The sequence below is a fragment of the Micromonospora zingiberis genome, from assembly GCF_004331455.1.
Lineage (GTDB): Bacteria > Actinomycetota > Actinomycetes > Mycobacteriales > Micromonosporaceae > Micromonospora > Micromonospora zingiberis.
The window spans coordinates 1-18704 of the sequence record NZ_SJJR01000040.1 but is presented as its reverse complement, the minus strand read 5'-3'; the positions used below and the strand labels follow the sequence as shown (position 1 = coordinate 18704).

Below are 18704 nucleotides of genomic sequence, written 5' to 3'. Positions count from 1 at the left end.
GGCGCTGACGGTAGTGCCGAGGGCCCGGCTGACGGCGGCGCGACGCCCGGTCAGCACGACGGTGGCGCTGACGGTAGTGCCGAGGGCCCGGCTGACGGCGGCGCGACGCCCGGTCAGCACGACGGTGGCGCCGACGGCGCCGCCCGATAGCCGAGCACCATGACGCGACTCGACCCGCCGGGCGGCCAGCGCCGCCCGGCGGTTCCGTACCCGTCGGCACTGGCCCGCTGCGTCAGCGTGGAGCCGGCGAAGTTCGCCGCCGCCCACTGGGGACAGACGCCGCTGCTGTCCCGCGCCGACGAGCTGCCCAACCCGGCCGGCTTCACCGACCTGCTCAGCACCGCCGACGCCGACGAACTGCTCAGCCGGCGTGGTCTGCGTACCCCGTTCCTGCGGGTGGCCAAGGACGGCCAGGTGCTGCCGGCGGCGCGCTACACCGGCGGCGGTGGGGCCGGCGCCGAGATCGGCGACCAGGTCCTCGACGAGAAGATCCTGGAGCTGTACGCCGACGGCGCCACCCTGGTCCTCCAGGGCCTGCATCGCAACTGGCCGCCCTTGATCGACTTCACCGGCGAGCTGAGCCAGGCCGTGGGGCAGCCGTTGCAGGTCAACGCCTACCTCACCCCGCCCGGTAGCCAGGGCTTCGCCACCCACTACGACACCCACGACGTGTTCGTGCTGCAGGTCGACGGGCGCAAACACTGGCGGATCCACCCACCCGTGCTGACCGACCCGCTGGAACGCCAACCGTGGGGCGGCCGGGCCGACGAGGTCGCCGCCACCGCGCAGGGCCCGGCCGCCCTGGACGTGGTGCTCGAACCGGGCGACGCGCTCTACCTGCCCCGGGGCTGGCTGCACAGCGCCCAGGCGCAGGAGTCCAGTTCGCTGCACCTCACCGTCGGCATCCGCGCGCTGACCCGGTACGCGCTGGTCGAGGAGTTGCTCGCGCTGGCCACCGAGGACCGCCGACTGCGGGCCACCCTGCCCTTCGGCATCGACCTGGCCGACCCGGACGCCATCGAGCCGGAACTGACCGAAACCGTGGAGGCGCTGCGCGACTGGTTACTGCGCGCCGACCCGGCGGCGGTGGCGGGCCGGCTGCGCCAGCGCGCCTGGCCGGCGTCACGTCCCGCGCCGATCCGTCCCCTCGCGCAGGCCGCCGCGCTGGCCGCGTTGACCGCCGACAGTCAGGTCACCGTCCGTCCCGGCCTGCGCTGGCAGCTCACCACCGCCGGTGACCGGGTCACCCTGCACCTGTTCGACCGCACGATCACCCTGCCGGCGTACTGCGAACCCGCCGTCCGCGCCCTGCTCACCGGCGCGGTCACCCGCATCGGCGACCTGCCCGCCCTCGACACCGACGCCGACCGCCTCACCCTGACCCGCCGCCTCCTCCGCGAAGCAGCCCTGACCCCCGCCTAGGTTCTGTCGCCCGGATCTTGTTGGTCGGGGAGGGCGGGTAGGCCGATCGACGTTCGACGAGCCGAGCAAGGCGTGGAAGTGCGCACCGGGCATGTCGTACCTGGCCGCCTGGTCGCGCCAGCGCCAGCGCCTGGGCCTGGGCCGTTGAGGCCGCGTCCGACCTGGCTGCGTTGCTCGTCCACGCCGCGGTCCAACATCGCTGGTCGGCCTCCCGACCGACACCGCCGACCCTAGCCGCGGATCTTGGTACGAGACGGCCCTCATGGGGGAGGTTTCGTACCAAGATCCGCGAGACAGAACCTAACCCCTCCGCCCCTCCCTCCCCACGCTGTCCCGCCCCGCCCCTCCCTCCCCAGGTCTCCCTCCCGCGTCTCCCTCCCCACGTCTTCCTCCCACGTCTTCCTCCCGCGTCTTCCTCCCGCGTCTCCCTCCCCACGTCTTCCTTCCACGTCCCCCTCTCCGCGTTGATCTTGCACTTTCAGTCCTCCTTGCGTCCCGATAGGTCGCTTTTGCGGCGACAGAAAGTGCAAGATCGCCGCGGCCGCGGCCGCGGGCGCGGGCGCGGGCTGCGGAGCGGGGCGCAGGGCGGGCGGCACGGGCGCGGGCGCGAGGCGCGGGCGCGAGGCGGGGCATGGGGCAGCATGGGCGCGGGGCGCGGGGCGCGGGGCGCGGGGCGCGGGGCGCGGGGCGCGGGGCGCGGGGCAGCGCGGGCGCGGGGCGTGAGACGGGGCGCGGGGCGTGAGACGGGGCGCGGGGCGTGAGGTGCGGGGCGCGGAGGGCGGGGCGCGGGGCAGCGCGGGCGCGAGACGGGGCGCGAGACGGGCGCGGGGCGGCGGGGGCTGAGGTGCGCGGGGCGAGGGACAGGCGCGGGGGGCGCGGCGGGGGAGGGGGAAGGAGGGAGGGGGTTAGGTGGTGGTGAGGAGGAGGAGGGTGGTGGTTAGGCCGGCGGTGACGACGAGGAGGACGGGGCGGGGGGTGAGGGCGGCGTGTTGGCGGTCGGCGATCAGGCGGGCCGGGATCAGACCCAGTACCGGGCCGAGCAGCGTGATCACCAGGGCCAGCACCGGCAGGCCGACGGCCAGTTCGCCGTCACTGCGGTCGCCCAGGGCGCGGGCGCCGGCCCCCAGCGCGTACGCCAGCACGGCACCGCCCACCCCGCAGAGCAGCAGCAGCGGGTTGACGTTGCCCGGCAGGTCGCCCCGTTGCCGGGTACGGCGCAGCAGGTCCCGTACCCCCTCCAGGAGCGGCACCGGGTCGCCGGTGGCCTCCGGCGCGGGCGCCGGCGGCGTGCCGGCCCGTCGTCCGCCGCCGCCCAGCCGGGCGTTCAGCTCCTGCCACAGCATTCCGACCTCGGCGTCGACCCGCTCCTGTGCCTCCCGCGCGGCGGCCAGTTCCCGTTCGGCCCGGTTCACCTCGTCGGCCGACTCGGCGACGGCCCGGTCGGCCGCCGCGCACTGCTGTTCGTGCCAGGCGTGCGCCTCCGCCCGCTGCTCGTGCACCCGCGCGGTCAACTCGGCGAGCCGCCGCAGCTGAGCCGCGTACGTCTGGCTGGTAACCGGTTCGTTCACCGTGACGGTCCATAGGGGATGATGGTCTGCCCGGTGCGGTGTACCGCCCGGTCGAAGAAGAGCCCCCGCCACGGCCGGGGATACCAGTCCGGCCCGCCGGTGCCCGGGTACAGCGAGGAGCCGAGTTCCCCGCCGTGGGCGTCCAGCGCCACCCAGGCGCCGATCTGGTCGGTGCGGGCGGCCGGGCCGCCCAGGTCGGCGCGCATCCGGGCCACCCCACGCCACCACGCCAGCACATGGGTACGCCGTTCGGGGCCGTCGTGCAGGATCCGGCGCAGATGTTCGGCGCCGGTCGTTCGGCCGGTGCGGGCGGCGAGCGCGCCGGCCGCCGCGTCGACGGCGAACAGCAACAGGTAGTGCGGGCCGGCGTTGGTGCCCGCCGCACCCAGACCGTCGGCCGTCTCGGCCATCAGCTCGGCCACACTCTCCTCGTCGTACCAGGCGGCGTCGTCGGCGAGGTCCTCGTACAGCGCTCGGGCCGCCGGGTCGGCGTCCGGGTCGAGGCAGGCGATGGAGAACCGGGCACTGCCCGGGCGGTGCTGACGGGCCAGCGAGCGGGCCGCCGCGTCCAGCACCGCACACGCCTCGTCGACCCGGGTGCCGAGCACGGCCAGGTTCCGCCCGGGCGCCCGGGGCAACCGCAGCGCCGCCGACCGGGCCTGTACGTCGATGATCTCGCCGAGCAGCGCGACCGGGCCGCGCGGTGTGCCCACCTCCGGCGCCGTCAACGCCCGGAAGTCCGGCGCGTCGGCCAACCGGGGGATCGCGTCGCCGTCGAAGAGGCGAGCCGGTGCCGCCTCGGCCGGCCGCATCCGCCACAGCCGGTGTTGCAGCTCGCTCCAGGTTTCCCAGTCACTGGCCGACGGGATCCGGGCCACCTCGTTGCCCTCGGGCAGGCCCGACTCGGCGTTGACCACCGCGTGGAACTTCGGCAGCGACTGCGCGGCGTCGTTGCGTTCGGCCAGGATCCGCAGCGCCTTGGGCAGCGCGATCCGGAGCGTGAACTGGGCGACCAGCGCCGGGCGACCCCACAACGCCTCGATGCCGCGGACGTCCTGCGAGGCGAGCACCAGGTGGATGCCCTGCGAGCGGCCCCGCCGGGCCAGGTCCTCCAGCAGGTCGGCCGCCTCCCGGGCCACCGCGTCCCGCCCGGCCAGCAGCATCTGGAACTCGTCCACCACCGCGACGATCCGGGGCCAGTGGCCGGTCGGGTCCACCGCGCGCAGCTCGGCCAGCTTGGTGACCTCGTGTTTCTTCGCCGCGTCGGCGCGGCGGCGCAGTTCCTCGGCGAGGAACCGCAGCAGCGCCAGGCCGAACTCCCGGTCGGTGTTGACGTTGATGCCGACCAGCCGCATGTGCGGCAGCCAGCTCGGATCCCGCCGGCCCTGGGCGAACCGGGCGAAGGACACCCCCTCCTTGAAGTCCAGCAGATAGAACTCCAACTCGGCGGGGGAGTAGCGGGCGGCCAGCGCACCGATCCAGGCGAAGATCAGATTGGTCTTGCCGGTGCCGGAGGGCCCACCGATCAGCGCGTGTGGCGGATAGTCGCCGAGGTTGACCAGCACCGGTCGGCCGTTGGGTCCCTCGCCGATCGGCGCGGTCAGCCCGGTCGCCGAGTCCTCCCGCCACATCTGCTCCGGCGGAGGCAGCAGGTCGGTGAACGGGGTGGGAGCCGGGCCGGCACTGACCACCGAGGCGATCTCCCGACACGTCTCGGTGACCAGAGCGGCCGGCGGCGGTGGGTCCAGGCGTACCGGCAGGGTGCCGACGCGGGCGTCGGCACCGGTGACCTGCACGCGGGTGACCGTCGGATCGTCCGGCAGCGGCACACCCCGCACGATCAGGTGTACGCCGCACGCGGCGCCGGCCCGGACCACCCGGTCGAGTTGACCGCGCTCGTGCCGGGACAACTCGTCCCCGCCGAGCAGCACCGCCATCCGCCACGGCTCCGGCCGGCGGCCGGTCGCGGCGGCCAGTTCGCGCAGCGTGGCGTGCTCACCGGCGAGCACCGTCTCGTTGATCCGGCGGATCTGCTCCACCAGGTCGTCGAGGAGCCGGCCCAGCCCGCCGGGGCCGACGAAGGTGAGCAGCCCGGCGGTACCCAGCGGAGCGAAACCGGCCAGCCCGCCGCCCAGGCGATCCGGGTCGTAGCCGACCACCCGTACGCCGCCCGGCGCGGCCCGGCCGAGGCTACGCAGCAGCAGCGCGGACACCACCGCCGCGCAGCCCTCCGCGTCACCGTCGAGCGCCACGTGACCGCCGTCGAGCAGCGCCACCAGCGCCGGCACCGGCTCGGCGTCGGGCAGCCACACCGTACCGATGCGGGTGGCGCCGGGCGGTTCGGCCCGGCCGGCGGGGGTTGGCCGCCACACCGGCCACGGTGCCGAACCCGCCCCGGGCGCCTCCCGTGCCGCGGCCTCGGCCGCCTGCCGGGCCAGGGCCGCCAGCCGCGAGGCGTGCTGGGCGTCGATCTCGGCGAGGCGCCGGTCCCGTTCGGCACCCACCCGCTCGGGTACGCCGACGGCGGCCCGGCGTACGCGCACCGCCCGCTCCCGCGCGCTGGCCAGCGCGACCTGCGCGGCGGTCGACCGGTTCCGGGACGCGCCGAGGGCCTCGGCGAGCATCTCCCGGACCCGGGCGACCAGCTGGTTACGCCGGTCAGCCATCGATCCCGTGCCCGGGCCGGCCGTTCGATCCGGACCCGGTGGCGGGCCGCGTGGGTGGTCCGGCCCACGGTGCCTCGCGCCGGGTCGGCGCGCCGCCACCGGCTCCGCCGTTGTTGGTAGGGGGCCCCTTCACCTCACCCGGCGTTAACAGGGGGCCCTTGCTTTCCGGCAGGTCGCGGCCGAGGCGGGCGAGCAGGACGCCGGTGAGTACGCCGGCGGTGACGGCCGGGTCGGCGGCGTGCGGCTGCTCGTCCTCACCGCGACGCGGCGGGGGCATCCGGCAGACCCGGGTGAGCAGGGTGTCCAGCACCGGGGCGGGCAGGCCGGGCAGCAGGTCCCGGACCCGACCGTCCAACTCGCGGTGCAGCCGGGGCAGATCGTCGCCGCGCGGCGGGTGGCCGAGCAGTTCCCCGGCGAGGTTGCGCAGCAGCGGCGGCGCCACCGCGGCCAGGCCCATGCCGACGTCGGCGTGCGCCCCGCGCAGGTCCCGGTGCAGCCGGTCGCGGTCGCCGACGCGTACCCCGTGGACCACCCGGCGCAGCAGTTCCTGGGAGTCGGTGATCCGTTCGTCGGGCTGCTCGGCCGGGCCCTCGCGCCCACCGGTCAGCTCCGCCACCCGCACCGCCCACCAGCGGCGCAGCCGCACCTCGCCGGCCGGCTCGGGCGCGGCGGCCACCGGCTCGGCCGCACGGGGATCATCATGGGTGGGCCGGCGTTCCTGCTGCTGACCGGGCGGCGGTCCGCCGCCGTCGGGGGCCAGGCCGATCGCGGCCAGGTATCCGGTCAGCTGCTCCTGGGCCACCCGCAGCGCGTAGCCGGCGGTCTCGGCGTGCTCGGTGGCGGCGGACAGCTCCGGCACCCCCATCGGGTTGGCCGACTCCTGGCGTACCCAGCGCAGCCGTTCGGTGGCCAGGCCGAACTTCTCCCGCGCCTGCGCCAGCAGTCCCAACGGCAGTTCCTCGGCCGCGGCCCGGACCTGTGCGCCGACATCCTCGACGATGGACACGCCCCGCCCCTACAGCGTCGCGACGTACTGCTGGGCCTGCTCGACCGCGACGAGCGTCGCGGCGAGGCACTCCTCAAGCTCCTGACTCGCCTGGGTCAACGACGCCTGCGCCGCCTCGACGGTGGTGTGTCCGCTGCCCTCCAGCGCGCCGGCCAGGGTCTGCTGCGCCTCGGCCAGTTTCTCGCCAGCGGCCTGTACGGCGCTCTGGCCGTCACCGATCTGTTGGAGCGCTATGTCGATGGCTGCCTTGAGCTCGGCGACGCTCGCCACGCGGAACCTCCTGGGGGCGGGGAGGACTCCATTAGAGCCTATGCCGGTCGGGGAACGAACATCCGCCCTGTCAGTGTTCCTGGCACGTTGACCGGTTGTCGACCGCAGGAGACACGAGTCCGATTCGTGGGACCCGGGGTCGGAAGATCACCGCCAGTGATCAGGACGCGGGTGGCGGGGCCAGGTCAGGGCCGAAGCCAACGCGGCCCGTACACCTCCGCGCCGAGCCCGGTGACCCGCTCGCGCAGCGCCCGGTCGGCGGTGACGACCAGGCGCCGCCGATCGCCGGCCTCGGCGACCAGCTCGACCACCGCGTCGTCACCGGAGCCCGGGGCGGCCACCACCCGTACCCCGTCGATCCCGGGTACGTGCCGGGCCGCGCCCTCCACCACCAGCACCACCTCGACCGGCGGGGGCAGGTCCGGAGGAACGCCCTGCCCTCCCACCGGTGCCAGGGTGTCCCGCAGCCGGGCGGTGGCCCCGGCCCGGTCCCGCCACCAGCCGTCCGGGCGGGACCCGACCACGTTGGCGGCGTCCACGATGAGCAGCGGGGTGTCCATCCACCCAGCCTGCCATCCGGCCCGGCACCCGCCCTGACCGCCGCGCCGCCGCCGATCCCGTCGCCGTTCGGGCGTAGTGGCGGCAACCCGCCTCACCGGATACCGCCATTACGCCGGCATCGAGTCGATCAAGAGCGCCCCCCGACCACCCGGCCGGGCCTGCCGGTCGGTGGCGTTTGTCCGGCCGTGGTCCGGGTAGCCGGTGCCGACCGTCTCGCGCCCGACCGCGGAGGACAGAGATGATTGGACCCGGCGACTTCGGCTCTGACCCGTGGGACGAGTTCCTGGCCCGGTACTTCGGCCGGGGCGAGGGCGGGCGCCGGCCCGCGCACCGGGTCGACATCACCCGGCTGATGACCGCCGACGCCCGGGAGATGCTGGCCGATGCCGCGCGCCGGGCGGCCCAGAAGAAGAGCAACGACCTGGACACCGACCACCTGCTCTGGGCGGCCCTGCAACGCGAGCCGCTGCGGGACCTGGTGCGCCGCGCCGGTGCCGACCCGGACACCCTGGTCAACGCGTTGGGCGGGCGGGGCGACGGTGCCCCACACGGTGAGGTACCCCCGAACCTGTCGCTCACCCCGGCGGCCAAGCGGGCCCTGCTGGACGCCCACCAACTCTCCCGGGCGATGGGCGCGAACTACATCGGCCCGGAGCACATCCTGATGGCGCTGCCGCTGAACCCGGAGTCGCCGGCCGGCCGGATGCTCGCCGCCGGTCGGATCCAGCCGGAGTCGTTGCAGGCCGCCAACGCCGAGCGCGGGCCGATGGCCAACCCGCGCCCGGACCGCGGCACCCCCACCCTCGACCAGTACGGCCAGGACCTCACCGAGCTGGCCCGCAACGACCAGATCGACCCGGTGATCGGGCGGGCCGCCGAGATCGAGCAGGCGGTGGAGATCCTGTCCCGGCGGACCAAGAACAACCCGGTGCTGATCGGTGAGGCGGGTGTCGGCAAGACCGCGATCGTGGAGGGCCTGGCCGAGCGGATCTGCGACGGTGACGTGCCGCAGACCCTGCTCGGCAAGCGGGTGATCCAGCTCGACCTGGCCGGCCTGGTGGCCGGTACCCGCTACCGGGGCGACTTCGAGGAACGGCTGAAGAAGGTGATCGACGAGATCCGGGCGCACCGGGAGGAGCTGATCATCTTTCTGGACGAGATCCACACCCTGGTCGGCGCGGGCGGCGCCGGCAGCGAGGGCGGCATGGACGCCTCGAACATGCTCAAGCCGGCCCTGGCCCGGGGCGAGTTGCGGGTGATCGGCGCGACCACCCTCGACGAGTACCGCCGCAGCATCGAGAAGGACGCCGCGCTGGCCCGGCGTTTCCAACCGGTGTTCGTACCGGAGCCGACCGGCGAGGACACCGTGGCCATCCTGCGCGGCCTGCGGGACCGCTACGAGGCGCACCACCAGGTGCGTTTCACCGACGAGGCGCTGGTCGCCGCCGCCGAACTCTCCGACCGGTACATCACCGACCGCTACCTGCCGGACAAGGCGATCGACCTGATCGACCAGGCCGGCGCCCGGGTTCGGCTGCGGACCCGGACCCCCGCCGCTGACGTGCGGGACCTGGAACAGCAGCTCGACGAGGTACGCCGGGACAAGGAGCAGGCGGTCGCCGACGAGCAGTACGAACGCGCCTCCGCGCTGCGTGACCGGGTCGCCGAGCTGGAGGAGCAGGTGGGCCGGGCGCGTGGCGACGACGGCAGCGGCAGCCAGGTGCCGGAGGTGGGGCCGGACGAGATCGCCGAGGTGGTCTCCCGGGCCACCGGGATCCCGGCCAGCCAGCTCACCGAGGAGGAGCGGGACCGGCTGCTGCGGCTGGAGGGCCAGCTGCACGAGAAGGTCATCGGGCAGGACGACGCGGTGCGGGCGGTGGCCGAGGCGGTGCGCCGCTCCCGTACCGGACTGGCCGATCCGCACCGCCCGATGGGCAGCTTCCTGTTCCTCGGGCCCACCGGTGTCGGCAAGACCGAGCTGGGCCGGGCGCTGGCCGAGGCGCTGTTCGGCGAGGCGGACCGGATGGTCCGGGTGGACATGAGCGAGTTCCAGGAGCGGCACACCGTCAGCCGGCTGGTCGGCGCCCCACCCGGCTACGTCGGGTACGAGGAGGCCGGCCAGCTCACCGAGGCGGTGCGGCGTCGCCCGTACGCGGTGGTGCTGCTCGACGAGATCGAGAAGGCGCACCCCGACGTGTTCAACATCCTGTTGCAGGTGCTCGACGACGGGCGGCTCACCGACAGTCAGGGTCGGACGGTCAACTTCAAGAACACGGTTCTGATCATGACGAGCAACCTCGGCTCCGAGCTGATCACCGGTAGTCAGCGGGCCGTCGGCTTCGGCGCCGGCGAACCGGGCAGCAGCCAGGAGAGCGACGAGCTGCGGGACCGCCTGATGCGCCGGTTGCAGGAGAACTTCCGGCCGGAGTTCCTCAACCGGATCGACGAGGTGATCATTTTCCGCCGGCTGGAGGCCGAGCAGCTGCGCCAGATCACCGAACTGCTGCTGGAGGAGACCCGCCGCCGGCTGCACGCCCAGGACATCGAGGTGGAGTTCACCACGGCCGGCGTCGACTGGCTCGCCGAACACGGCTACCAGCCGGAGTTCGGCGCCCGGCCACTGCGCCGGGTCATCCAGCGGGAGGTGGACAACCACCTGTCCCGGATGCTGCTGGAACAGCAACTCTCCCCGGGCCAGCGGGTCACCGTCGACGCCCGCGACGGGCGCCTCAGCTTCGACGTGGCGGCCGGCGCCCGTGGCTACACCGCCGCCTCGACCACCCATCCCCGCTGACCGGCATGCCCGGAGACCCGGAGGGTACAGATGACCGAACCGGAGGAGACCCGCGACGAGGATCGCACCGACCCGATCGTGGCCCCGCCGACGGCGAACCCCGCCCGGGTACAGGTGCCGGCGGAGGGACCGGGTGGGCAGAGCGACGAGGGGCGCCCGGAAACACCCGGGTCGCCGCCCGGAGAGGAGGTCTGATGGTACGCGAACAGCGACTCGAACCCGAGGTGGAAGTGCTCTGGGACGACTTCCACGCCGAGGTCAACGTGCCGTCCGAACAGCTACGGCAGTGGCTGCTGACCCGTGGCTCCGGCGAGGAGGCGTTCGGCCCGAACCCGGACCTGGACCTGCCCGAACCGGGCCGGCAGATCCTCGCCGTGCTGCGCAAACGCAAGGTCGACCTGACCCCCGAGGACATCGAGGTGATGCGCGACGCCGTCGAGCGCATCCGGTCGCTGACCGCGGCCAAGCCCAACCGGGGCAACGCCGACGACGAGTGGCGGCACTCCCTGCTCGATCTCGGACACGACGTACTCGTCGAACGGTGAGACGGCACCCTCCGCCGCCGTCGCGGCCCCGGTCGGGCCGAGCCGGCGGCGGCTGGCGCTGCGGTGGGTCCGAAGTCCGCCCGGCCCGACCGGGGGACTCCGCACCCGCCCTACTCCGATTCCAGGCTGGCGATGGCCAGACCGGCGGCGTCCGCGGCGGCCTGCCGGTCGGCGCGGGTCTGTTCCTCCCGGGTCACCAGGTTGGCGTACTCGGTCAGGTCCGCCGGGTCCGGAACCTCCGGCAGTCGGCGCAGGAAGGCTTCCACGTCCCGCACGGCGGTGGTGTGCCGCGCGGCCGCCTCGCGCAGGACCTCACGGTCGTCGGCGGCGGGATAGAGGTCGGTCATAGCCGCCCTTTACCCACCGTCAGGCGGTTCGCACCCGTGGATCCGCGCCCACCGTCGCCGTCGCCCGCAATCCGAACGACGGATTGCGCAACAGCCAGGCGAGGTACGCCGGATGAGGCGCCAGGGAGTCGGTGTACGCCATCAGAGCCGTCTCCACCACCAGGTCGGCCACCCGGGCGGCGGGCGACTCGGGGTGCCAGCCCAACATCAGCCGCCAGCGCAGCGGCGTACCGGCCAACCGCCGGGTCACCAGCCCGGCCACCGGCCGGAACGTGGCCTGGCACAACGCCACCGCCGCACCGGCGTCCACCAGATCTATGCAGCCGCGGACGTCGGCCTCGTACAACTTGCGGGGGGTGAAGCCGGCGCGGGCACACGCGGCGGCGAAGCAGTCGCCGAAGCAGCCGTCGCCGGGCGCCGCCACCCACTGCTCGTGGCGCAGTTCGGCCAGCGCCACCTCGTCCCGATCGGCCAGCGCATGCGACTCCGGTAGCAACACCATGACCGGGTCGACGGCGACCTCCCGCCAACTCAGCCCGTAGTCCGCCGACGGGGTGGAGTCCCCGCACACGCCGGTCAACGCGTAGTCCAGCCGCCCACCGGTGACCAGTTGGGCCAGCTCGTCGACCGACCAGGACGCGTACGTGGTGATCTGGGCCTGGGGCTGCTCGGCGGCGAGCCGGTGCACCAGCCGGCCCAGGATCGGGCTGTTCACCCCACCGAACCGGTAGCGGCGTGGCGCGTCACCCGCGCCGGCCAACCGGGCCGCCTCGTCCTGGAGGCCCTTCATCGCCGGCAGCAGTACGCGGGCCCGGGCCAGCACCAACTCGCCGAGGGCGGTCGGCCGCGCCCCCCGGCGGTCCCGGTCGAACAGCGGCCCGCCCAGAGTCCGTTCGATGCGCTGAAGCTGGGCGGTCAGCGCCGGTTGGGCCAGGCCGAGCGTCGAGGCCGCCTTGGTCACGCTCCCCGTCTCCGCGATGGCGCAGACTACCCGCAGGTGGCGCAACTCCAGATTCATAGCGTGACGGTAGGGCCACCGAGCAGTTGGCGGAAGTGCCCGGACGGATCAACGACCATGAACCTGTCGTGGGCCGTTCAGCGTGGCGGCAGATCCTTCAGCTCGCTGAGCTGGGTGTGTCGGCCGGTGACCGCGTCCCGAAACTTGTCCACCAGCGCCACCGCCGGCTCGACGATCCGGTTCCACGGCGGGGTGTGCGGGATGCCCGGGTGCGGGCGGGTCGGTGCGGCCTCCTCGGCGATCTCCAGCCGGTTGCCGAGCCGGATCAACTCCTCCTCGCTGGCGGCGTCGCAGAGCCGCTGCACCAGCGCGTCCACCGCCACCACGTGCGCCTCGACCAGCTGGGCCACCATGGCCAGCCGGTCGTCGGTCAGCCCCCGCAGCGCCATCAGCAGGGCGGCGTCACCGGCCAACACCTCACCGACCGGCTCGTCGGCGTCGGTGAGCGCCTGCCGGACGGCGGGCAGCAGGTACTGCTCCTCGGCCGACAGGTGCCGGGACAGCGCGGCGATGAGGATCTCCCGCCCGTGCGCGGGATCCGGACCCGGTTCGACCAGCCGGTGCGTCAGGTCCAGCAACTGCTGGTGCTCCTCGGCGATGGTGGCGGCGATGCTGCGCCCGGCGGGCTGGTAGCCGTCGCCGGGGGTGGGCGGCAGCGGCGGCAGGTGAACGGACACAGGTCCCCTCCTCGGCGGGCGGGCGGAGCGCCGATGATATGGCAACCTCCGGGCGCCGCAGTACCCGCACCCGCCCGCCCCGAAACCGCCGTGGTGGGGAGGCGGACCGCGCGTGATCCGCCGGCTGGTATGAAGAGGCGATGACGAGTGACGCCGACCCCGCCTTCCCCGCACCGACCGACGAGGTCGTCGACCTCTGCCGGGACCTGCTGCGCATCGACACCACGAACACCGGCGACAACGTGACCAGCGCGGGGGAACGCCGCGCCGCCGAGTACGTGGCGGAGAAGCTGGCCGAGGTCGGCATCGAACCGGTGCTGCACGAGTCCGCCCCCGGCCGGGCCAACGTGATCGCCCGGATCCCCGGCACCGAGCCCAGCCGGGGCGCCCTGCTGGTGCACGGCCACCTGGACGTCGTGCCGGCCGACCCCGACGAGTGGTCGGTGCACCCGTTCGCCGGCGAACTGCGCGACGGCTACCTGTGGGGGCGGGGCGCCATCGACATGAAGGACTTCGACGCGATGGTGCTCGCGGTGGTACGCCACTGGCAGCGCACCGGCGTACGCCCACCCCGCGACATCGTGCTCGCGTACACCGCCGACGAGGAAGCGGGCAGCGACTACGGCGCGCACTACCTCGCCACCCGGCACCGGGAACTCTTCGACGGCTGCACCGAGGGCATCGGCGAGGTCGGCGGGTTCTCGTACACGGTGGACGAGAACCGGCGGCTCTACCTGATCGAAACCGCGCAGAAGGGCATCGACTGGCTACGCCTGCACGCCAAGGGGCGGCCCGGGCACGGGTCGATGATGCACGACGACAACGCCGTCACCGCGTTGGCCGAGGCGGTGGCCCGGATCGGTCAGCACCGCTTCCCGGTGGTGGTCACCGACACCGTACGGGCCTTCCTGGAGGAGGTCTCCGAGGTGCTCGGCATCGAGCTGGACCCGGAGGACCCGGAGACCGCGATCGCCAAGCTCGGCCCGATCGCCAACATCATCGGCGCCACCATCCGCAACACCGCCAACCCCACCCGGCTCGCCGCCGGCTACAAGGACAACGTCATCCCCGGCCGGGCCAGCGCCACCATCGACTGCCGCAGCCTGCCCGGACAGTCCGAACTGCTGGAGCGGCAGCTCCGCGAGCTGGTCGGCCCGGACATCGCGATCGAGTACGTCCAGCGCCAGCCGGCCCTGGAGACCACCTTCGACGGTGACCTGGTCGAAGCCATGTCCGCCGCGCTGCGCGCCGAGGACCCGGGGGCGCGGCCGGTGCCGTACATGCTCTCCGGCGGCACCGACGCGAAGGCCTTCTCACAACTGGGCATCCGCTGCTTCGGCTTCGCGCCGCTGCGGCTGCCGGCCGACCTGAACTTCTCCGCGTTGTTCCATGGCATCGACGAGCGGGTTCCGGTGGACGGACTACAGTTCGGCGTGCGGGTTCTCGACCGGTTCCTGCGTACCTGCTGATCCCGCGCCCGGCCCGGGCGTGGCATCTGAAGAAACTGCTTGAAAGGGACGTCTCATATGACCGACCAGCACGGTGAGCTGGATGCCGCTCTCGAGCGCGTGATCGAAGCGGCCCGTCACCACCTGGCCGCCGTCCGCGCCGCGCAGGGCCGCATCGACGACGACGACGTCTGGCGGGCGTACGTCGCGCTGAACAACGCGTCCTTCGCCTACGACGAGCAACTCATGGACGCCTTCGGCGAGGTCACCCCGTGGGACGTCGAGTCGATCGACCCGGACGAGGCCGACCAGCGCTTCGGCGCTGCCGAAGGGGTCGAGCCCACCGACCCGCACCCCCAGGTGATCTCGGTACGCCAGCGGCGCGACTACCGGGTGCCGAGCGTCTCCGCGCTGATCCGCGTCGCCGAGGCGGCCCGGCGTGAGGGCATCCCGGCCGACGAGGAGGTGCCGGCGGTGGAGGGGGTCGGCGAGGCGGTGCTGGAACTGCTGCAAAGCGGCGACGGCTCGCTCGGCGCGCTCGACGTGCCGGAACTGGAGCCGCTCGACGGCGTGGTGATGGTCAGCGAGGTCGGCACCCCGGTCGACCTGGAGTCCTTCGACGACGACGACCCGGTGGGCCCGTTCCAGCCAGCGGCCGACGACCGGCTGGTCGGCCGGCTCGACGAGCACCCGTTCCTGGAACTCGACGACGAGCACGACCACGCGCACTGAAGACGTCCCGGCCGGGCTGGCGGGCGAGCCGCCAGCCCGGTCAGTGTCTGGCGTGGTCCCTGTCGAGCTGAGGGCGGAAACGGATCGCCGCGACCCGGTCGGCGGCCCCGGCCCGGGTCCCGGCACACCCGTCACCCTCCCCGGGCCTGGACCGCGACGGCGGCCCGGGGGTCAGCGCGACCGGCTCAGTACGACAGGCCCGGTTGCGGGGTGTTGACTCGGCGGCGGCGCAGCATGACCTGCCGGGTGCCGTCGCGGAACAGTTGTACCCGGGCCAACTCCCACCCGGAGAACTCCGCCTGGATCGCCAACTGCGCCGCGGCGGTCAACCGGTCGACGTTCGGCGGCAACCGCAGCGGCGCGTATTCGTAGTCCATGAGACCTATGCTGCCCAGCCCAACCCCCTGGGCGCCACCCTCCACCGGGTGACCCCCACCGCGCGCCGCTCAGCTGTCGCGCTCGGGGTAACCGACCTCCAGCGCCGACACGTCGTCCAACGCCGTGGTGATCTCCTCGGGCAGGGTCATGCGCTCCACCTGCAGCGCGCCGAGCAGTTGCCCGCAGGTGCGGGCACCGAGGATCGGCGCGGTCACCCCGGGACGGTCCCGGATCCAGGCCAGCGCCACCTCCAGCGGTGACACCCCGAGGCCACTCGCGGCGGTGGCCACCGCCTCCACGATGCTGGAGCAGCGCGGCTCCAGATAGGTGGCGACGAACCGCTCGAAATGCGGCGACACCGCGCGGGAGTCCGCCGGTCGGCCATGCCGGTACTTACCGGTCAGCACCCCCCGACCCAGCGGCGACCAGGGCAGTACGCCCAACCCGAGCGCGTCGCAGGCCGGCAGCACCTCCCGTTCCACGCCCCGCTCCAGCAGCGAGTACTCCACCTGGGCGGCCACCACCGGGGCCCGTCCCGGCCAGGCCGCCTGCCAGGCCGCCGCCCGGGCCGTCTGCCAGCCGGAGAAGTTCGACACGCCGACGTAGCGGACCCGGCCACTGGCCACCGCGTGGTCCAACGCGGCGAGCGTCTCCTCCAACGGTGTCTGCGGGTCGTAGCCGTGCACCTGGAACAGATCGACGTGGTCGGTACCCAGCCGGCGCAGCGAGGCGTCCAGCGTACGCAGCAGGTGTCCCCGGGAGCCGTCCCGCCGCCGGCTGCCGCCGGGCCGCAGGCCGGCCTTGGTGGCGATCAGTAGTTCCTCGCGCGGCACCAGGCTGCCCAGCAGCGAGCCGATCACCGACTCGGCGTCGCCGTCGCCGTACACGTCGGCGGTGTCGATCAGGTTCCCGCCCGCGTCGAGGTAACTCTTCATTTGCGCGGCCGCATCGTCGGCGTCGGTGTCCCGGCCCCAGGTCATGGTGCCGAGCGCGAGCCGGGAAACCGCCAGCCCGCTTCGGCCGAGCGGTCGCTGTTGCATGGGTGAACCTTATTTCGAACCGGGCCGGACCGATATCCTCGCTCCTGTCGAGTCTGCCGGCGATTCGGGGTGAGCCGGTGATCGTCCCTACCGCTGGCATTGCGTAACCTGATGCGACTGCGGATGGGGGAGGACTCTGTGCGACTCGGGCTAAGCCTCGGATACCAGACGGCGTGGAGCACGCCGGCTGATCATCTGGCCCTGGCTCAGGAGGCGGACCGGCTCGGCTACTCGGTGGTGTGGGCGGCGGAGGCGTACGGCTCCGACTCGCCGAGCATGCTCGCCTGGATGGCCGGGCAGACCGAGCGGATCGACATCGGCAGCGCCGTGATGCAGATCCCCGCCCGTACACCGGCGATGACCGCGATGACGGCCGCCACCATCGACACGCTCTCCGGCGGCCGGTTCCGGCTCGGCCTGGGCGTCTCCGGCCCCCAGGTCTCCGAGGGCTGGCACGGCGTACGCTTCGGCAAGCCGTTGGCGCGCACCCGGGAGTACGTCGACATCGTCAAGCTCGCGGTGGCCCGCAAGGAGGTCACCTACGACGGCGAGTTCTACACCCTGCCGCTGCCCGACGGTCCGGGCAAGGCGCTGCGGCTCGGCTTCCATCCACCGCGCGAACACATCCCGATCTACCTGGCCGCGGTCGGTCCGAAGAACCTGGAACTGGCCGGCGAGATCGCCGACGGCTGGCTGGCCGTCTTCTACGCCCCCGAGTACGCCCAGGAGCAGCTCGCCCCGGTGACCGCCGGTCGGGCCAAGGCTGGCAAGGAACTGGCCGGCTTCGACGTGGTGCCGTCCGTGCCGGTCGTGGTCGGTGACGACGTCGACTCCTGCGCCGAACTGGTCCGCTGGTACGCCGCCCTGTACGTCGGCGGCATGGGCAGCCGGCAGCAGAACTTCTACAACCAGCTGGCCACCCGGATGGGGTACGGCGACGCCGCCCGCGAGGTGCAGGAGCTCTACCTGGCCAAGCGGCAGCGCGACGCCGCCGCGGCGGTGCCGCTGGAGTTCATCGACCGGACGTCGCTGCTCGGCCCGAAGGAACGCATCGCCGAGCGGATGCGCCAGTACGCCGAGGCCGGGGTGACCACCCTCTCGGTGACCCTCTTCGTCGCCGACCGCGACAGCGGGGTGCAGACCCTGCGTACCGTCGCCGAGGCTCTCGACCTCTCGGGAGTCGGGGAGTGACCTGGGTCGAAGCCATCGTCCTGGGCATCGTCCAGGGCCTGACCGAGTTCCTGCCGGTCAGCTCGTCGGGGCACCTGCGGATCACCTCGGCGATCTTCTTCGAGCGCGACGCCGGAGCCTCCTTCACCGCGGTCACCCAACTGGGCACCGAGGCGGCCGTCCTGCTCTACTTCGCCAAGGACATCTGGCGAATCGGCCGGACCTGGACCGTCGGCATCTGGGACAAGTCCGTCCGTTCCAGCCTCGACTACCGGATGGGCTGGTACGTGATCGTCGGCTCGATCCCGATCGGGGCGCTCGGTTTCCTGTTCAAGGACCAGATCCGGGAAACCGCCCGGAACCTGTGGGTGGTCGCCACCACCCTGATCGTGTTCGCCTTCGTACTCGCCTTCGCCGAGTACTGGGGCCGGCAGACCCGGACGCTCAAGGACTTCCGGATGCGCGACGGCGTGGTGATGGGTTTCGCCCAGGCGATGGCGCTCATCCCCGGTGTGTCCCGGTCCGGCGCGACGCTCACCTTCGGCCTCTTCCTCAACCTGACCCGGGAGACGGCGGCCCGCTACTCGTTCCTGCTGGCCATCCCGGCGGTGGTGATGTCCGGGGTGTTCAGCCTGGGTGACGTCTTCGAACCGGCGGCCCCCGGCACCTCGGTACCCTCCGTGGCGCAGATGGTCGTCGCCACCCTCATCGCCTTCGGCGTCGGCTACGCGGCCATCGCCTGGCTGCTGCGCTACGTCGCACACCACACCCTGTACGTCTTCGTGCTCTACCGGGTGGCGGTCGGCACCCTCGTCTTCGCCCTCCTCCTCACCGGCACCATCAGCGCCACCTGAGCTTGAAAGGAAGGGCACCTTATTAACGCCTCAGGTAGAGGAAGGGTCCCTTCCTAACATCCCGGCCTGCCGAGGGCGGGAGTGGAGACGACGTTGGCCGGCACCCGGGTTCGGGTGCCGGCCAACGGTTTATTGCTCCCCCTGTGAAGGAATGTCAGCTGTTCCAGTGCTGGGTGACCAGGTCGGCGGCCTGCTGCTCCCACTGGGC

Annotated in this window: 18 protein-coding genes; 8 read left to right on the top strand and 10 right to left on the bottom strand. The window is 73.2% G+C overall.

The features are described 5' to 3' along the window. Positions 1 to 159: 159 nt before the first annotated feature. The gene (locus E0H26_RS28820; protein WP_131309616.1) at positions 160 to 1422 is read left to right on the top strand and encodes a cupin domain-containing protein; all 1263 of its coding nucleotides are present in this window, start codon (positions 160 to 162) and stop codon (positions 1420 to 1422) included. Between the two features lie 905 nt (positions 1423 to 2327). Here E0H26_RS28820 and E0H26_RS28815 read toward each other — a convergent pair. From E0H26_RS28815 to E0H26_RS28795, 5 genes are all read right to left on the bottom strand, one after another. Continuing rightward, positions 2328 to 2990, bottom strand: a complete 663-nt coding sequence (locus tag E0H26_RS28815) for a hypothetical protein (RefSeq protein ID WP_131309614.1) — start codon at positions 2988 to 2990, stop codon at positions 2328 to 2330. Then, positions 2987 to 5656: an FtsK/SpoIIIE domain-containing protein gene (locus E0H26_RS28810; protein ID WP_131309612.1), complete on the bottom strand. Its 2670-nt coding sequence runs from the start codon at positions 5654 to 5656 to the stop codon at positions 2987 to 2989. Before E0H26_RS28810 ends, E0H26_RS28815 begins: the two co-directional genes overlap by 4 nt. Next, complete coding sequence (locus E0H26_RS28805) at positions 5649 to 6662, bottom strand: hypothetical protein (protein ID WP_131309610.1); 1014 nt, start codon at positions 6660 to 6662, stop codon at positions 5649 to 5651. Before E0H26_RS28805 ends, E0H26_RS28810 begins: the two co-directional genes overlap by 8 nt. A gap of 9 nt (positions 6663 to 6671) precedes the next feature. Continuing rightward, on the bottom strand, positions 6672 to 6932 hold the full coding sequence (locus E0H26_RS28800) for a hypothetical protein (RefSeq protein ID WP_013734364.1): 261 nt from the start codon (positions 6930 to 6932) through the stop codon (positions 6672 to 6674). 185 nt (positions 6933 to 7117) lie between these two features. Then, the gene (locus E0H26_RS28795) at positions 7118 to 7492 is read right to left on the bottom strand and encodes a hypothetical protein (RefSeq protein ID WP_131309608.1); all 375 of its coding nucleotides are present in this window, start codon (positions 7490 to 7492) and stop codon (positions 7118 to 7120) included. 239 nt (positions 7493 to 7731) lie between these two features. On the opposite strand from E0H26_RS28795, the gene E0H26_RS28790 reads away from it, so the two are divergent. The 3 genes from E0H26_RS28790 to E0H26_RS28785 are packed head-to-tail and all read left to right on the top strand — an operon-like array spanning position 7732 to position 10832. After that, a complete protein-coding gene (locus E0H26_RS28790) occupies positions 7732 to 10287 on the top strand; it encodes an ATP-dependent Clp protease ATP-binding subunit (protein WP_131309606.1) in 2556 nt (851 codons plus the stop codon). A gap of 30 nt (positions 10288 to 10317) precedes the next feature. Further along, positions 10318 to 10482: a hypothetical protein gene (locus E0H26_RS29500; protein WP_165522021.1), complete on the top strand. Its 165-nt coding sequence runs from the start codon at positions 10318 to 10320 to the stop codon at positions 10480 to 10482. Further along, entirely contained in the window at positions 10482 to 10832 is a 351-nt protein-coding gene (locus E0H26_RS28785) for a DUF3140 domain-containing protein (RefSeq protein WP_131309604.1), read from the top strand. The genes E0H26_RS29500 and E0H26_RS28785 overlap by 1 nt, the downstream gene beginning before the upstream one ends. A gap of 110 nt (positions 10833 to 10942) precedes the next feature. On the opposite strand, the gene E0H26_RS28780 is transcribed toward E0H26_RS28785, so the two are convergent. The 3 genes from E0H26_RS28780 to E0H26_RS28770 form a co-directional block, all read right to left on the bottom strand. Next, positions 10943 to 11179, bottom strand: a complete 237-nt coding sequence (locus E0H26_RS28780) for a hypothetical protein (protein ID WP_131309602.1) — start codon at positions 11177 to 11179, stop codon at positions 10943 to 10945. 19 nt (positions 11180 to 11198) lie between these two features. Further along, positions 11199 to 12197 (bottom strand): LysR family transcriptional regulator, encoded by a 999-nt coding sequence (locus E0H26_RS28775; protein WP_131309600.1) that lies wholly within the window; start codon positions 12195 to 12197, stop codon positions 11199 to 11201. A 77-nt stretch (positions 12198 to 12274) separates the two neighbouring features. Next, on the bottom strand, positions 12275 to 12874 hold the full coding sequence (locus E0H26_RS28770; protein ID WP_131309598.1) for a hemerythrin domain-containing protein: 600 nt from the start codon (positions 12872 to 12874) through the stop codon (positions 12275 to 12277). A 140-nt stretch (positions 12875 to 13014) separates the two neighbouring features. On the opposite strand from E0H26_RS28770, the gene E0H26_RS28765 reads away from it, so the two are divergent. Further along, positions 13015 to 14343 carry a M20/M25/M40 family metallo-hydrolase gene (locus tag E0H26_RS28765; protein WP_131309596.1) on the top strand — a complete coding sequence of 443 codons (1329 nt, stop codon included), beginning with the start codon at positions 13015 to 13017 and terminating at the stop codon, positions 14341 to 14343. Between the two features lie 57 nt (positions 14344 to 14400). Further along, entirely contained in the window at positions 14401 to 15054 is a 654-nt protein-coding gene (locus E0H26_RS28760; RefSeq protein ID WP_131309594.1) for a hypothetical protein, read from the top strand. A 185-nt stretch (positions 15055 to 15239) separates the two neighbouring features. On the opposite strand, the gene E0H26_RS28755 is transcribed toward E0H26_RS28760, so the two are convergent. Both E0H26_RS28755 and E0H26_RS28750 read right to left on the bottom strand, forming a co-directional pair. Then, the gene (locus tag E0H26_RS28755) at positions 15240 to 15431 is read right to left on the bottom strand and encodes a DUF5703 family protein (RefSeq protein WP_131309592.1); all 192 of its coding nucleotides are present in this window, start codon (positions 15429 to 15431) and stop codon (positions 15240 to 15242) included. Between the two features lie 69 nt (positions 15432 to 15500). Continuing rightward, positions 15501 to 16472: an aldo/keto reductase gene (locus E0H26_RS28750; RefSeq protein ID WP_131309590.1), complete on the bottom strand. Its 972-nt coding sequence runs from the start codon at positions 16470 to 16472 to the stop codon at positions 15501 to 15503. A 138-nt stretch (positions 16473 to 16610) separates the two neighbouring features. On the opposite strand from E0H26_RS28750, the gene E0H26_RS28745 reads away from it, so the two are divergent. Together E0H26_RS28745 and E0H26_RS28740 are read left to right on the top strand one after the other, a co-directional pair. Beyond that, a complete protein-coding gene (locus tag E0H26_RS28745) occupies positions 16611 to 17663 on the top strand; it encodes an LLM class F420-dependent oxidoreductase (RefSeq protein ID WP_131309588.1) in 1053 nt (350 codons plus the stop codon). Next, entirely contained in the window at positions 17660 to 18496 is an 837-nt protein-coding gene (locus tag E0H26_RS28740) for an undecaprenyl-diphosphate phosphatase (protein WP_131309586.1), read from the top strand. The genes E0H26_RS28745 and E0H26_RS28740 overlap by 4 nt, the downstream gene beginning before the upstream one ends. Positions 18497 to 18704 lie beyond the last annotated feature (208 nt).

Excerpts from the sequence above, each read along its gene's own strand:
- E0H26_RS28780 (WP_131309602.1), bottom strand. The coding sequence starts at position 11,179 with ATGACCGACCTCTATCCCGCCGCCGACGACCGTGAGGTCCTGCGCGAG.
- E0H26_RS28790 (WP_131309606.1), top strand. The coding sequence starts at position 7,732 with ATGATTGGACCCGGCGACTTCGGCTCTGACCCGTGGGACGAGTTCCTG.
- E0H26_RS28785 (WP_131309604.1), top strand. The coding sequence starts at position 10,482 with ATGGTACGCGAACAGCGACTCGAACCCGAGGTGGAAGTGCTCTGGGAC.
- E0H26_RS28795 (WP_131309608.1), bottom strand. The coding sequence starts at position 7,492 with ATGGACACCCCGCTGCTCATCGTGGACGCCGCCAACGTGGTCGGGTCC.
- E0H26_RS29500 (WP_165522021.1), top strand. The coding sequence starts at position 10,318 with ATGACCGAACCGGAGGAGACCCGCGACGAGGATCGCACCGACCCGATC.
- E0H26_RS28810 (WP_131309612.1), bottom strand. The coding sequence starts at position 5,656 with ATGGCTGACCGGCGTAACCAGCTGGTCGCCCGGGTCCGGGAGATGCTC.
- E0H26_RS28820 (WP_131309616.1), top strand. The coding sequence starts at position 160 with ATGACGCGACTCGACCCGCCGGGCGGCCAGCGCCGCCCGGCGGTTCCG.
- E0H26_RS28760 (WP_131309594.1), top strand. The coding sequence starts at position 14,401 with ATGACCGACCAGCACGGTGAGCTGGATGCCGCTCTCGAGCGCGTGATC.
- E0H26_RS28755 (WP_131309592.1), bottom strand. The coding sequence starts at position 15,431 with ATGGACTACGAATACGCGCCGCTGCGGTTGCCGCCGAACGTCGACCGG.
- E0H26_RS28750 (WP_131309590.1), bottom strand. The coding sequence starts at position 16,472 with ATGCAACAGCGACCGCTCGGCCGAAGCGGGCTGGCGGTTTCCCGGCTC.
- E0H26_RS28765 (WP_131309596.1), top strand. The coding sequence starts at position 13,015 with ATGACGAGTGACGCCGACCCCGCCTTCCCCGCACCGACCGACGAGGTC.
- E0H26_RS28775 (WP_131309600.1), bottom strand. The coding sequence starts at position 12,197 with ATGAATCTGGAGTTGCGCCACCTGCGGGTAGTCTGCGCCATCGCGGAG.